Origin of the sequence: Flavobacterium sp., assembly GCF_035299245.1 — a bacterium.
Taxonomy (GTDB): Bacteria; Bacteroidota; Bacteroidia; order Flavobacteriales; family Flavobacteriaceae; genus Flavobacterium.
In genome coordinates, this window is the sequence record NZ_DATGWY010000022.1 from 172,030 (window position 1) to 185,323 (window position 13,294).

Here is a 13,294-nt window from a genome sequence, read left to right on the forward strand (position 1 = left end):
GAGTGTTCAGTGCTTTGTGATAGTATTATTAAAATTCTAAATTTTTATTTTTTCTCCGCGATTCGAAGTTTGGCGCTTCGTGCTCGATTGTTGATTTTGATTTCAGCATCCGATGGAACAATTAACTTTCCAACCAAATTGAATGGAACCGAGAAATTTCCAAAGAAATCGCGCTCAGGTTCGCCCTCAAACATTCCGTTTTTCATGAATCGTTTTACCAATCGATCTTCCAATGAATGGTACGAAATCACACTCAATCTGCCTTCGGGTTTTAAAACTTCTAACGATTGTTCTAAAAACTCCTTCAACACGTCCATCTCCTGATTTACTTCAATTCGAATGGCTTGGTAAATTTGTGCCAACACTTTATTCTTTACTTTTTCTGGCAAGTATTTTCCTAAAACCATCTTTAAATCATCAGTTGTACTAATTGCTCTTCTTTCTCTGGCTTCGATGATGGTTCTTGAAAGTAATGGAGCATTTTTCAATTCGCCATAATCATAAAAGACACGTTTCAAATTGGCATCATCGTATTCATTGATAACTTTGTATGCATCCAAATCGTTTTTCTTACTCATTCGCATATCCAAACCCGCATCAAATCGGGTTGAAAAACCACGTTCTGGAACATCAAACTGATGTGATGAAACACCTAAATCAGCTAAAATTCCGTCGACTTGTTTTACCCCATAAAATCTCAAAAAACGTTTGATGTATCTGAAATTCTCACTGATTAGAGTAAATCGATCGTCTGGCAAAGCATTCGCGATTGCATCTTCATCTTGATCAAAACCAAACAACTTTCCGTTGGGTCCGAGTCGACTTAAAATTTCTTTTGAATGACCGCCACCACCAAACGTCACGTCAACATAAATTCCGTCGGGTTTGATATTGAGTCCGTCTACTGTCTCTTTTAAAAGAACTGGATTATGATATTCCATTGTCATCATCATTTACATTTCCCATCACATCTTCAGCTAAATCAGCAAAATCAACAACCGAATCATCAATGGCTTTTTCGTATAAATCTTTATCCCAAATCTCAACTATATTGATGGCCGAGTTGAGCACTACATCTTTAGTAATTTTTGCAAAAGTTGACAAGTCTTTAGCCACTAATAACCGACCCAGATTGTCAATTTCAACCACTTTTACACCTGCTGAAAAACGACGAATGAAATCGTCATTCTTTTTTACAAATCGGTTGAGTTTGTTGATTTTTTGCATCATCAAATTCCACTCGCTCATCGGATACAACTCCAAACACGGCTGAAAAACCGAACGTTTCAAAACAAATCCGTCTTGAAGCGAAGCAGACAATTGCTTTTTCAAAGGCGCAGGCAAAAGAAGCCTTCCTTTAGCGTCTACTTTACATTCGTATGTTCCTATTAATGAGTTCACAACTGAAATTTATGATAATGAGCAAAAATATAAAATAATTTACCACATTTTACCACAAAAATCCACTTTGTTAATAAGTTTTACCACTTGATTGTTCTTTAATCACCAAAAGTGGTTTTATGAGTTTTGAAAAATAAATATCGAAACCGCTATTCATGATTGATTTTTAGAAGAATAATTAAAAAAAAGTTAATTTTACTGTTATCTTTTTAATGATTTTGGAGTTTTATAAAAACTTGGAAAAGCTAAATTTATGTTGATAATTAACGATTTACAGTAATTAAAGATTATGAATCACAAAGAAGTTTTTACAATTGAATGTAAAAATGTATATTAGCAATCTTAGATATATAGTCTATATTTGCAACTTCAATTACGATACAACACTGAAACTATTCAGCATAAAGATGGAAAAAAGTTTAAAAACGGAAGGAAAATACACGTATTACGAAATAGGTGAAGGAACGCCAATCCTAGTATTACATGGACTTATGGGCGGACTGAGTAATTTTAATGCTGTTGCAGAATATTTTTCTCAAATTGGATACAAAGTTGTTATTCCGGAGTTGCCTTTGTACTCTCAGAATATTTTAAAAACCAATGTTAAAGCTTTTGCTAAGTTTGTGAAAGATTTCATCACTTTTAAAGGTTTTGACCGTGTGATTCTATTAGGAAATTCATTGGGCGGACACATTGGTTTGTACCATTCTAAAATGTATCCTGAGAAAGTAGCTGGATTGGTTTTAACTGGTAGTTCAGGTTTGTACGAAAGTGCCATGGGCGATAGTTACCCAAAACGCGGTGATTACGAATACATCAAAACCAAAACGGAAGGCGTTTTTTACGACCCAAAAACTGCGACTAAAGAAATGATTGACGAAGTATTTGCTATTGTAAATGATCGTATTAAAGTAATCAAAACGCTTACCATTGCCAAGAGCGCTATTCGTCATAATATGGCCAAAGATTTACCTAAAATGCATGTACAAACGTGTTTGATTTGGGGAAAAGACGACAAAGTAACTCCACCAGAAGTAGCTGAAGAATTCCACAAACTAATGCCAAATTCGACTTTGTACTGGATAGACAAATGCGGACATGCGGCGATGATGGAACATCCGGACGAGTTCAATAGATTGCTTCACGAATGGTTGAAAAAAGTAAATTTATAATAGTAAGGAAGTCCGTTTTGGACTTTTTTATTTTAATGAAAATTCAATGAAAATAAATACCGCCGAGTTTGTTATCAGTAATTCTGACGTAAAAAAATGCCCGCTCGAACGCATTCCTGAATATGCTTTTATTGGGCGTTCGAATGTGGGTAAATCGTCATTAATTAATATGTTGACCGGACGCAATAGTTTGGCTAAAACTTCTTCACGACCTGGGAAAACGCAATTGATTAATCACTTTAAGATCAATAACAATTGGTTTTTGGTGGATTTACCCGGTTATGGTTATGCCAAAGTTTCAAAGAAAACCAAAGAAGTTTTTCAGAAGTTTATTACTGATTATTTTGAAACTCGCGAGCAATTGGTGTGTGCTTTTGTGTTGATTGACATTCGATTGGAGGCACAGAAAATCGACTTGGAATTCATCACCTATTTGGGTGAAACACAAGTTCCGTTTTGCATTATTTTCACTAAGGCTGATAAGATTGGAAAAACTAAAGTAGATTCGCACATTGCGGCGTATAAAAAGCAGATTTTAGCCAACAATTGGGAAGAAATGCCTCCGTATTTTGTGACTTCCTCTGTTGATTCTACTGGTAAAGAACAGCTTCTGAATTATATTGAACAAATCAACGAAGACGTCTTCAAAAACAACCAAGGTTTTTAGCCTTTCAGTTCCAATTTCTCGGCAAAATACTCACAAAAATCACGCATCGTATCGGCCATTTTCTCATCGTTAGTTGCTCGTTGGTACGTATCCGACATGGCTACTAAAGTTTGATGGAAAAATTGTTTCATTTCGTCTACTGGCATGTCTTTGGTCCACAGATCAATGCGCAAGGTTTCTTTAGCGTTGTTGTCCCATATGGAAAGCATAATGGCTTTGGTTTCTTCATTGTTGACTCCGCCGTCTTGGGCAGTCCATGCTAGTGATTCTGGAACGCGGTTTTCGTCTAATAGAACGTTGAATTTTATTTCGGATTGGATGGAATTACTCATTTCGTTTGGGTTTGTATTTTGAATTTTCGAAGATTTGTTTTGCGTCGGTTTTGATCATATCTTGTAGAGTGACTTTGTCGTTGTTTTCCATGTAGGAACGTACAATTTGCCAACCAATCCAACGACCGATTCGACCTGGTGATTCGTTGTCAATTTCTAAGTAAAATTTGGAATACGGCGCTAAATTTAAAAACTGACTTGGCAGTTTAGAATTGGTACTGTACAACAACTGATTGGCTACAAAATATTCCCAGATATAGGATTCGTTGTCTTTACTCCATGCGATTTGCTCTGGCGTATAGGCAATTTTTTCGGCATCAGTGTAACTGTCACCCAACAAAACGTCTTTTAGGTACAATTCTTTTCCGTAGTAAATCATTTGAGATAAAAAAGTTCCATCATTTTGAACCGGAATCACTCCGAATGCAAAACTAGAAGCAATTTCAGGCATCATTTGGCGTGGTTCAAAGTGTTGCGTGATGTATTCTGGAATTTCTACACCTTTATAAAAACGATGATCCTTACCAAGGAACATTTCTAAAGCAATGACCAATTTATCATTTGAGTAAATGGCCTTTGCATTATAATCCATTTCGCCAATGGCAGTATAGATTTCAGGAGTTTTTACCGTTGGAAAATAGTATTTAATGTGTTTGAACAACTCTTCTATTTCGGTTTGTTCGGAATTAAAATTGCGGTATTTTTTTTCCACTTCTTGGTACATTTCACGCCATAGCGGGTTTTGCATTTTTTCAATCCAAACTTCATCGGGTGTTCCTTCAGGGAAAAAATCGGGGTATTCTGCCTTCACTAAAGACAATTCGGCTGGTTTAGCATCGAAAAAAGCTTGTTCGAATCGGTGCAGTTTCATTTGCATCGGAATTTCTTCGACGGCTTGTTCGACTTTGCTTTTTTTGTCGCACGAGAAAATAGTAAAAACTAAAAGAACTAATAAAACGATTTTTTTCATTTTTATTCTATGGTTTTAGCCCAGATAGTAGCGGAAATCCTTTTGCTATTTTGAAGTAGTTTTTCTTGCTGAAAAAGAGCGACTGGCAAGAAGCTCCTTTTGAAGTTAGAAAAACACTTTAAAATAGTAAAAGATTGGAGCGAATAGCTGGTTACAGCTTCTTAACACAACAACCTTGGACAAACTACGTATTTTAATTATTAATTATTTATTTTTGCAAATATACAGTACCAAACTCAAAATCTTCCATTAAAAATGGCTAAAAAAAGCACGATTCAGGTTGAAAAAGTGAATGATCACATTGTAAATTGGTTAAAAACGTATGCGGATAACGCAAAAGTAAATGGTTTTGTTGTGGGAATTTCTGGTGGCGTGGATTCGGCAGTGACTTCTACACTCTGTGCGCAGACTGGATTGACGACTTTGTGTGTGGAAATGCCGATTCATCAGCATCCGAGTCAGGTGAATCGAGGCAGAGAACACATTGAGCAATTGCAAAAACGATTTCCGAACGTGCAACGTGCGGAAACGAATTTGACTAGCGTTTTTGAGGGTTTTGTACAACAAGTTCCGAATACTGAAAACGAACACCGATTGTATTTGTCATTGGCCAATACTAGAGCGCGCTTACGCATGACGACGTTGTATTATTATGCCGGAATTCATGGTTTGCTTGTAGCGGGAACAGGAAATAAGGTAGAAGATTTTGGTGTTGGATTTTACACCAAATACGGTGATGGAGGCGTTGATTTGAGTCCGATTGCCGATTTAATGAAAAGTGATGTCTACGCTTTAGGAAAATTTCTAGAGATTCCGGAATCGATACAAACGGCTGCGCCAACGGATGGATTGTTTGGCGATTCGCGAACGGATGAAGATCAATTGGGTGCGAGTTATGATGAATTAGAATGGGCGATGAATGAAAGTGAAAAAGGAGCGACAATTGATGATTTTTCAGGCCGAGAAAAAGAGGTTTTTTCTATCTATACGCGCCTAAACAAAGCCAATCAACACAAAATGCAACCAATTCCAGTTTGTTTGATTCCAATGAGTTATAAATGATTTTTTAACATTTTCACTGCTTGTTTTATTTTTTTTACTATTTTTACATGCAGTTTTTTTAATTTTTTTCTAAAAATAGAATTATGATAAATGTTTGTTTAGCCGATAATTTTCCTGTAGTTCATTTTGGAGTGAAATCCTATTTTAAGGAACACCCCGAAATTAGCGTGGTTTCAAACGTTGGTAGTTTTTTTATGGTTCCGGATGCACTTCGCAATAAAGAAATTAACGTTTTGGTAATCGATTTAGAATTGGACGGCTTAAAAAGTATTTACGAATTAAAAGCGATCATCAAAAACTTCCCAAAAACGAAAGTATTGATTTTCACTAATTTAAATGAGCAAATTTACGCACCTAATGCCATTAAAGCTGGAGTTGCGGGTTATGTACACAAATCGGCAAAACTGGAAACATTAGGAACAACCATCATACGTGTTCATCAAGGTTTGGTGATGTTGAGTGAGAGTTTGAAAAAGAATTTAGCGTTGATTGCCAAACAAAATAAATCGGAGCGTTTGTACCGAAAATTATCGAATAGAGAAATTGAAGTATTGCGTTTCTTGTGCGACGGAAAGAAAAACAACGAAATATCAAAAACTTTAGGCTTGAACGAAAAAACGATTAGTACGTATAAATTGCGTTTGTTGCAAAAATTGAACGTTACTAATTTGGTGGATTTGGTGAATAAGGCGAAGACGTTGGATATTGTTTAAAAAGTTTCAAAGTTTGCTAAGCCAGTCGTCCTATGGGCTCGTGTCAAAGTTTACTAAAATATATAAAATCCTGGTTCGATTGAATCGGGATTTTTTTTGGCCAGACTTGACATTGTTTCGCCAGTTTGAGCAAAGCTCTAGAGTCCGACGAAGGAGGAATCACAAAAATAATTGGAACAATAAAAGTTAATGAAATTTAAAATTTGCAAATCAGTGACACGAGCAAAGCGAACTGACGAAGTAATCTGCGGCGGATTGATTAGCTATGACGTGAGATGACTCTTCCTAATTTTTTGGAAAACATATTGGTTAATCCTAAATAATCAACTACCATCGATAAGGTTTCGGAGTTGTCGGTTTCGGGTTCGGAGGTGACGCTTCCTTTTAGTTCTTCAATGATTTTATTGACTAAAAACCAACGCAACGTTAGTATGGTTTCGGAAACGTATTGACCAATGGTTTGGTCTTTTCCTTTAACATAGATGTGTTTGGTTTCCCAATTGTGGAGCACTTCGCGTTCGTCGTTCATCAAAATTGACGTTACTTCATTGGAAATTTCTGGAGGCAATTGTTGTAAATAATGCTCCATTTCGAAATTTTCGTTTTGATGAAAATAGTTGATTAAATCATTGTAAATCGACTTGAAAACCGGATTTGCCAATTCGGTTTCGTCTTCTTGCAAACTCAAAAAGATGCGCTGATAAACCTTGTAATTATTCAACTCTTTCACTTCTACCATTTCACCATTTTCATTGGCTTTCAGAAGCACATCTTCAAATTCTTCTTCCCTATTTCCGTACAATAAAAGTATTTCTATGATTTTTCGTTCGAGTTCGAATTGAATATCCACATTAGAACTTAAAGCAATCGGTTCGTTTTTATGAACTTCAAATGCTTTTTGGTCTTCTTTTTGTTTTTTGCCTAATTCCTGTATGTCTTTTTTGGTAATTTGAGCCAACGTATTGAACAGCACGTCTTCGGAAATATCCATAATGCGCGACGTTTCCTGAATGTAGATTTCGCGTTTGATGCGATCGGGAATTTTGGAAATACTCGTCACCATATCGCGAATCAGATCGGCTTTTTTGATTGGATCGTTTTTGGCTTCTTTCATCAAAAGTGACGCTTTGAACTGAATGAAATCCATAGCATTCTCACTCAAATAGTTTACCAAATCTTCGTACGACGTTTTTTTGGCAAAACTGTCCGGATCATCGCCGTCGGGAAACGTACAAACGCGCACGTTCATTCCTTCTTCGAGAATTAAATCGATTCCGCGAATGGAAGCACGAAGTCCTGCCGCATCACCATCAAACAATACGGTAATATTTTTGGTTAGCCGATTGACCAATCGAATTTGATCGGGCGTTAAAGCGGTTCCAGACGACGCTACCACATTCTCAATTCCGGATTGATGCATTTGAATCACATCGGTATATCCTTCCACCAAAAAACAATTATCGAGTTTGGCGATGGCTTGTTTGGCGTGGAAAATTCCGTACAAAACTTTACTCTTATGGTAAATATCGCTTTCGGGCGAATTGAGGTATTTGGCAGCTTTTTTGTCTTGTGTCAAAATACGACCTCCAAAACCCAAAACGCGTCCGCTCATACTATGAATGGGAAACATCACGCGGCCTTTGAATCGGTCAAACTGTTTGTCTTCGCCAACAATGGTGAGTCCGGTTTTTTCTAAATACTCTAATTTATATCCTTTTCCTAATGCTTCTTTGGTAAAAGCATCCCACTGATTGGGCGAATAACCAAGGTTGAATTTCTTGATGGTTTCATTGGTAAAACCACGTTCTTTAAAATACGTATAACCGATGGCCTTTCCTTCTTCGTGATTGAGTAAAACATCTTGAAAATACTTACTGGCAAATTCGGAAACCAAATACATACTTTCCTTTTCGTTGGCTTCGGCTTTGTCTTCGTCGGATTGCTCGGTTTCTTCAATTTCGATATTGTACTTTTTAGCAAGATAACGAATCGCTTCGGGATAGGAAAAATGCTCGTGTTCCATGAGGAAAGTCACTGAACTTCCGCCTTTTCCCGTACTAAAATCCTTCCAAATTTGTTTTACTGGCGATACCATAAACGAAGGTGTTCGTTCGTCTGAAAAAGGACTCAATCCTTTGAAATTGCTACCGGCACGTTTGAGCTGAACGAAATCACCGATGACTTCTTCCACGCGTGCGGTTTCAAAAACTTTGTCTATGGTTTCTCTTGTTATCAAGTTTGGATTTTTAGATTTTTAGAACCCTAAAAAATGAATGTCGGTAAAATTACACATTCAGAATTTAAAATTTAAAATTTAAAATAAAAAAAAGGCGTTTCCAAACAGAAACGCCTTTTCGAAGTATAAAACTAACCTAAACAAATTTTAATTTAAATCGAATCGAACTCCAAGTGACACATTGTTTTGTTTGATTGGATTGTTTTGAAACAATGGGTTCAAATCGTATTTCACGTACAAACTGGTTTCTTTGTATCCGATGTACGCACTTACTCCATAAATGAAGTTGCTTGCGTTGAAATCTTTTTTGGTTTTTTGTTTGATGTCGTCGCCATTTTCGTCTTCGTATTTCAAAATTTCTTTGGTTTTTAGGCGAATTCCACCGTAACCTCCGAAACCAAAACGGAACGATTGATGCGATCTGAAAATGGTTTTATCGTCTTTTACTTTTTTACCCGAAAAATCGAATTCTAAATGCATTGGAATGGCCAAATACACATTGCGTAAACGCGATTCATCAAGGTTGTACGGACTGGTTTCAAGATTGGTTTGATCGCCAGTTACAACAAAACTTCTGTTATCTGTTGGACGTAAATTGTTGTACATTACTGACCAACCGTATTTGAAATGCAATAAGTTGCTGTTTTTAGCTATACGAGTGTTGTATGAAACTCCCCATTCGTAGAAATGCGAACCTAGAAAACGGAAATCAGAATTTTCAACATCGCCATCGGTTACCAAATTATTCAATCCGGCTGCAAAAACAAATTGCGAAGTAGTTCGTGGTTCTCCATTGGCTTTTTTGAGTGAATCGTTTTTGGATTTCCAGCCAAGATCAATTGTGTAACTTCTATCCTTAGAAACTTCTTTGATTTTTCCGTCTACTTTTTGTTGCACTAAATCTTTTAATTCGGCTTGAGCAACAGCTACTTTGTTTTCGATTATCGTGGCTCTGGCTTCGGCTAATTTTTGTTTTTTCTCATCGGCTTGAGCTTTAGTAAGCGAACCGTTTTCGAGTTGTTTGTTCACTTCTTCTACTTCAATTTTTAAGGCTTCTTTTTCTTCTTGAGTGATTTTTTCAATCTTCTCTGCAATGGCTCTGGCTTTGGCTTCGAACGTCTCTTGTGCTGTTAATTTGGTTGCCAAAAGACAAACAGCCAAGGTTAAATAAATAGTAATACTTCTCATGATATTTGATTTTTGATTAATGATGATTTTTACTCTTGTGTATTTCTAGTGGATAAAGCGACTTTCACTTCCTTGTAATTTTTGCTCACTTTTTGAAGTACTTTTTCTCTGAACGTAAGTTCTAATTCACCATCTACTTGCGATAATAAACTGTTTGCGCTGACAGTTACTTTTGTAGATGGTTTTTGGTTCACCTCGTTTTGAGCAATTACCTCTTTGTTTTCAATAGTGGTTGGAGTATTGAAAACGGGAGTTGGATTTTTGACTTCACTTTTTCCGTTGTTTTGGGCGATTACTTCTTGCTTTGGGCTTGGTGTGTTTTTAGTTGGATTTGGCGTCGATTTTTGGGCAATTGATTGATTGGATTTGATGATTGAAACTCGGTTATTGGTTGTAGGTTGTAAGTTGTAGGTTGGAGTAGATTGTGGGTTTTGGGTTTTGGGTTGAGTTGTATTTTGTTCTGTTTGAACTAACGGTTGTATATTTTCAGTTGGCACTTCATTTTGAATTTTCTCTAAAGAATCATTTACTGAGTCTTTCGTCATTTCTTGATTTACAATCGTTGCATCAGGAGTGCTTTCTGAAGTATTTTGATTGAAAAAATACAAACCAGCAGTTACGAAAACCAAAATGCTTGCAGCAATATACAACCAGCCAAAAGAACGCTTTGTTTTTTTTTCTTCGGCTACAGAAAGCATGGCATCCAATCGATCCCAAGCATTTTCGCTGGGTTGGATTTCGCGAGCGTTGAGTTGCTCTCTTATTTGTTCTTCAAATTTATTCGGTACCATTACTGTAATTTTTTAACTTGTTAATTTGTTCTTGCAACATTTTTCTAGCGTGAGAAAGTTGCGATTTAGACGTTCCTTCATTGATTCCTAACATCGATGCAATTTCGTGGTGTTTGAATCCTTCAATCGCATATAAATTGAACACCATTTTATATCCATCGGGTAAACTGTCTATTAGAGTTTGTATGTCTTCTACTGAAAATTTACTTTCGATGTTATTGAAGCTTTCTTCAAAATACGTCTCGTCTTCAATAAAAGTCACTTTTTTCTGTACTCTGATGTAAGAAATGCATTCGTTAATCATGATTCTTCTGATCCAACCCTCAAAACTGCCTTTATGTTCAAAATTTTTCAAACTCGTAAACACTTTCATAAAAGCCGTAATCATGATGTCTTCTGCCTGATGAACATCTTTTATATACTGACGGCAAACACTCAACATTTTGGGAGCGAATTTGGAATAAATCTTTTGTTGTGCATGTCGATTGTTGTCGACGGCCAACTCGATTAATTCTTTTTCTTCTTGATGTAAGTTAATTACCTTCATTTTTAGACTTCTTAGATCGTTGGATTTTTAGAATCTTAGATTGTATTAAAGTGTTCTATTAGCATAGACGAGTTGAGTTGAAAAAGGGTTGCATGAGCATTTGAAAATTTTTCAATTTTGAAATTTGAAAATGAAAAAATTCAATAAAATCAATGGTTGACAGAATATAAAAAAAAATTATTTTTTTCGCTCGATAACGTAATTCACCATCAAAGTAAGGCTGTCTTTGTATTCTGATGAAGGAAAATTGTGAATTAACTGAAGTGCTTCTTGTTGGAATTGCACCATTTTTTGCTCGGCATAGGCCAATCCATTTTTGTCTTTTACGAATTGGATGACTTCTTTGACGCGCTTTTTGTCTTTGTTGTGGTTTTTGATGGAATTAATGCACCAACTTTTCTCTGAACTCGAACAATTATTCAAAGCATAAATCAGAGGCAAAGTCATTTTTTGCTCTTTAATGTCGATTCCAGTTGGTTTTCCAATGGCTTCGTCGGTGTAGTCAAATAAGTCGTCTTTGATTTGAAACGCCATTCCGATGAGTTCTCCAAATTTGCGCATTTTTTCGACGGTTTCATCGTCTTCGGAAACTGATTTAGCTCCCAATGCACAACAAGCCGCAATTAAAGTCGCCGTTTTTTGGCGGATGATTTCGTAGTAAATGGATTCGTCAATATCCAATCGACGCGCTTTTTCAATTTGAAGCAATTCGCCTTCACTCATCTCTCTAACAGCAACTGAAATGATTCGAAGCAAATCAAAATCGCCATTGTCAATCGAAAGCAACAATCCTTTTGACAATAAATAATCGCCTACTAAAACTGCAATTTTATTTTTCCACAACGCATTGATTGAGAAAAAACCTCTTCTACGGTTGCTATCGTCTACTACATCATCGTGAACCAAAGTGGCTGTGTGAATCAATTCGATAACAGATGCACCGCGATAGGTTCGCTCATTAACGGTTCCGCCTGAAATCATTTTTGCCGTCAAGAAAACAAACATCGGACGCATTTGTTTCCCCTTGCGGTTGACAATATAATAGGTGATTCGGTTAAGTAGCGCAACTTTAGACGACATCGATTCGAAGAACTTCTTTTCGAAAAGTTCCATTTCTTTGACTATCGGCTGCTTTATTTGCGAAGTAATATTCATCGACCTCAAAGATACAATAATGAGGGAATTTGAAAAATATTTTATGATAGCTTTAAACCATTTATAATTTATGTTGTCTTACTTTTGAATTTCAACTAAAATCGCGATTAATAACCATAACTTAAAAAATATCAATTATGAAAAAAACAACCTCATTTATTTTCGGATTGGCTTTGGCTTTGACCATTTTCAGTTGTTCCAAAGATGATGACAACTCGACAATGACCGCCGAAGAAGCAACCATAAACGCTAAAATGGACATCGCTAGTGATGATGTGGCCGACATTGTAGAAGAACAAGAATCGAGTACTTACGCTAATTCTGTGAGTGGAAAAACAGAGCAACTTTCTCCTTCTACTCTATCAACTTGTGCAACGGTAACAAGAGTTCCCGCTTTTGGAACCGCCATTACACCTGGAACAACTGTAACAAAAACAATTGATTTTGGAACAGTAGGATGTGTTTTGGCCAACGGAAATGTGGTAAAAGGAAAAATCATTATTTCGTTTGTATTTCAACCTGACGCTACTACACATACTATTAATTATACTTTTGATGATTTCTATCACAATGCCATCAAATTTGTAGGTTCAAAAGTATTTACCCGAACTATGACTGTTGGCACTGACACCAACCCAAGTCATCCGGTAGTTACTATGGACATGGACATGGTAGCCACTTTCCCAAGTGGAAATTCATACACAAGAGTTGGACAAAGAGTAAGAGAAATCATTGAAGGTTACAGTACTCCAGTATTTGCCGATAATGTGTACCGAGTAACTGGAAGCTGGACGACTTTGTTTCCTGATTCATCAATACGAACTAGTACAATTACTTCACCACTAAAAGTAAAAATGAGTTGTATTGCTGCGAATAAACCGCTTTTGGTTCAAGGTGTAATCACTATTACTCGAAACGACAATGTTTCAACCTTAGATTATGGAGATGGTACTTGCGATAATTTTGCTGTTTTCACCTTCAACGGCACATCCTATACGATTGTAATCGGAAACTAAAAACCCTAATTATAAAACAAAAAACTCTCTGCACAACAGAGAGT

At 36.4% G+C, this 13,294-nt stretch carries 14 protein-coding genes; 5 read left to right on the forward strand and 9 right to left on the reverse strand.

Going from position 1 to position 13,294, the window contains the following annotated elements; all coding sequences use genetic code 11:
• Positions 1 to 44: 44 nt before the first annotated feature.
• Together rsmH and mraZ are read right to left on the reverse strand one after the other, a co-directional pair.
• Positions 45 to 953 carry a 16S rRNA (cytosine(1402)-N(4))-methyltransferase RsmH gene (gene rsmH, locus VK161_RS14405; RefSeq protein ID WP_324215494.1) on the reverse strand — a complete coding sequence of 303 codons (909 nt, stop codon included), beginning with the start codon at positions 951 to 953 and terminating at the stop codon, positions 45 to 47.
• Positions 928 to 1,401 carry a division/cell wall cluster transcriptional repressor MraZ gene (gene mraZ, locus VK161_RS14410; protein WP_324215495.1) on the reverse strand — a complete coding sequence of 158 codons (474 nt, stop codon included), beginning with the start codon at positions 1,399 to 1,401 and terminating at the stop codon, positions 928 to 930. The genes rsmH and mraZ overlap by 26 nt, the downstream gene beginning before the upstream one ends.
• Positions 1,402 to 1,808: 407 nt before the next feature.
• Between mraZ and VK161_RS14415 the strand changes: the two genes are divergently transcribed.
• The gene (locus VK161_RS14415) at positions 1,809 to 2,573 is read left to right on the forward strand and encodes an alpha/beta hydrolase (RefSeq protein WP_324215496.1); all 765 of its coding nucleotides are present in this window, start codon (positions 1,809 to 1,811) and stop codon (positions 2,571 to 2,573) included.
• Between the two features lie 46 nt (positions 2,574 to 2,619).
• Positions 2,620 to 3,240, forward strand: coding sequence for a ribosome biogenesis GTP-binding protein YihA/YsxC (gene yihA / locus VK161_RS14420; protein WP_324215497.1), 621 nt, complete (start codon positions 2,620 to 2,622; stop codon positions 3,238 to 3,240).
• On the opposite strand, the gene gldC is transcribed toward yihA, so the two are convergent.
• Both gldC and gldB read right to left on the reverse strand, forming a co-directional pair.
• Positions 3,237 to 3,572: a gliding motility protein GldC gene (gldC, locus tag VK161_RS14425; RefSeq protein ID WP_324215498.1), complete on the reverse strand. Its 336-nt coding sequence runs from the start codon at positions 3,570 to 3,572 to the stop codon at positions 3,237 to 3,239. The two genes, yihA and gldC, sit on opposite strands and share 4 nt — an antisense overlap.
• Positions 3,565 to 4,542, reverse strand: a complete 978-nt coding sequence (gldB, locus tag VK161_RS14430; protein WP_324215499.1) for a gliding motility lipoprotein GldB — start codon at positions 4,540 to 4,542, stop codon at positions 3,565 to 3,567. The genes gldC and gldB overlap by 8 nt, the downstream gene beginning before the upstream one ends.
• A 255-nt stretch (positions 4,543 to 4,797) precedes the next feature.
• Here gldB and nadE point away from each other — a divergent pair, with 255 nt between their 5' ends.
• Both nadE and VK161_RS14440 read left to right on the forward strand, forming a co-directional pair.
• The gene (gene nadE, locus VK161_RS14435; RefSeq protein WP_324215500.1) at positions 4,798 to 5,604 is read left to right on the forward strand and encodes an NAD(+) synthase; all 807 of its coding nucleotides are present in this window, start codon (positions 4,798 to 4,800) and stop codon (positions 5,602 to 5,604) included.
• Between the two features lie 83 nt (positions 5,605 to 5,687).
• The gene (locus VK161_RS14440; RefSeq protein WP_324215501.1) at positions 5,688 to 6,317 is read left to right on the forward strand and encodes a response regulator transcription factor; all 630 of its coding nucleotides are present in this window, start codon (positions 5,688 to 5,690) and stop codon (positions 6,315 to 6,317) included.
• Between the two features lie 259 nt (positions 6,318 to 6,576).
• Here VK161_RS14440 and dnaG read toward each other — a convergent pair whose 3' ends face one another.
• From dnaG to VK161_RS14465, 5 genes are all read right to left on the reverse strand, one after another.
• Positions 6,577 to 8,553, reverse strand: coding sequence for a DNA primase (gene dnaG / locus VK161_RS14445; RefSeq protein WP_324215502.1), 1,977 nt, complete (start codon positions 8,551 to 8,553; stop codon positions 6,577 to 6,579).
• A gap of 147 nt (positions 8,554 to 8,700) precedes the next feature.
• Positions 8,701 to 9,741 carry an OmpH family outer membrane protein gene (locus tag VK161_RS14450; RefSeq protein WP_324215503.1) on the reverse strand — a complete coding sequence of 347 codons (1,041 nt, stop codon included), beginning with the start codon at positions 9,739 to 9,741 and terminating at the stop codon, positions 8,701 to 8,703.
• Between the two features lie 29 nt (positions 9,742 to 9,770).
• Positions 9,771 to 10,532 (reverse strand): hypothetical protein, encoded by a 762-nt coding sequence (locus VK161_RS14455; protein WP_324215504.1) that lies wholly within the window; start codon positions 10,530 to 10,532, stop codon positions 9,771 to 9,773.
• Positions 10,519 to 11,079, reverse strand: coding sequence for an RNA polymerase sigma factor (locus VK161_RS14460; protein ID WP_324215505.1), 561 nt, complete (start codon positions 11,077 to 11,079; stop codon positions 10,519 to 10,521). The genes VK161_RS14455 and VK161_RS14460 overlap by 14 nt, the downstream gene beginning before the upstream one ends.
• Positions 11,080 to 11,256: 177 nt before the next feature.
• Positions 11,257 to 12,234 (reverse strand): polyprenyl synthetase family protein, encoded by a 978-nt coding sequence (locus VK161_RS14465; protein WP_324215506.1) that lies wholly within the window; start codon positions 12,232 to 12,234, stop codon positions 11,257 to 11,259.
• A gap of 137 nt (positions 12,235 to 12,371) precedes the next feature.
• Here VK161_RS14465 and VK161_RS14470 point away from each other — a divergent pair, with 137 nt between their 5' ends.
• Positions 12,372 to 13,250, forward strand: a complete 879-nt coding sequence (locus VK161_RS14470) for a hypothetical protein (RefSeq protein WP_324215507.1) — start codon at positions 12,372 to 12,374, stop codon at positions 13,248 to 13,250.
• Positions 13,251 to 13,294 lie beyond the last annotated feature (44 nt).

Coding starts and splice junctions, on each gene's coding strand:
- yihA (WP_324215497.1), top strand. CDS start 2,620: ATGAAAATAAATACCGCCGAGTTTGTTATCAGTAATTCTGACGTAAAA.
- VK161_RS14415 (WP_324215496.1), top strand. CDS start 1,809: ATGGAAAAAAGTTTAAAAACGGAAGGAAAATACACGTATTACGAAATA.
- VK161_RS14455 (WP_324215504.1), bottom strand. CDS start 10,532: ATGGTACCGAATAAATTTGAAGAACAAATAAGAGAGCAACTCAACGCT.
- gldC (WP_324215498.1), bottom strand. CDS start 3,572: ATGAGTAATTCCATCCAATCCGAAATAAAATTCAACGTTCTATTAGAC.
- gldB (WP_324215499.1), bottom strand. CDS start 4,542: ATGAAAAAAATCGTTTTATTAGTTCTTTTAGTTTTTACTATTTTCTCG.
- VK161_RS14440 (WP_324215501.1), top strand. CDS start 5,688: ATGATAAATGTTTGTTTAGCCGATAATTTTCCTGTAGTTCATTTTGGA.
- rsmH (WP_324215494.1), bottom strand. CDS start 953: ATGATGATGACAATGGAATATCATAATCCAGTTCTTTTAAAAGAGACA.
- VK161_RS14460 (WP_324215505.1), bottom strand. CDS start 11,079: ATGAAGGTAATTAACTTACATCAAGAAGAAAAAGAATTAATCGAGTTG.
- VK161_RS14470 (WP_324215507.1), top strand. CDS start 12,372: ATGAAAAAAACAACCTCATTTATTTTCGGATTGGCTTTGGCTTTGACC.
- nadE (WP_324215500.1), top strand. CDS start 4,798: ATGGCTAAAAAAAGCACGATTCAGGTTGAAAAAGTGAATGATCACATT.
- VK161_RS14465 (WP_324215506.1), bottom strand. CDS start 12,234: ATGAATATTACTTCGCAAATAAAGCAGCCGATAGTCAAAGAAATGGAA.
- VK161_RS14450 (WP_324215503.1), bottom strand. CDS start 9,741: ATGAGAAGTATTACTATTTATTTAACCTTGGCTGTTTGTCTTTTGGCA.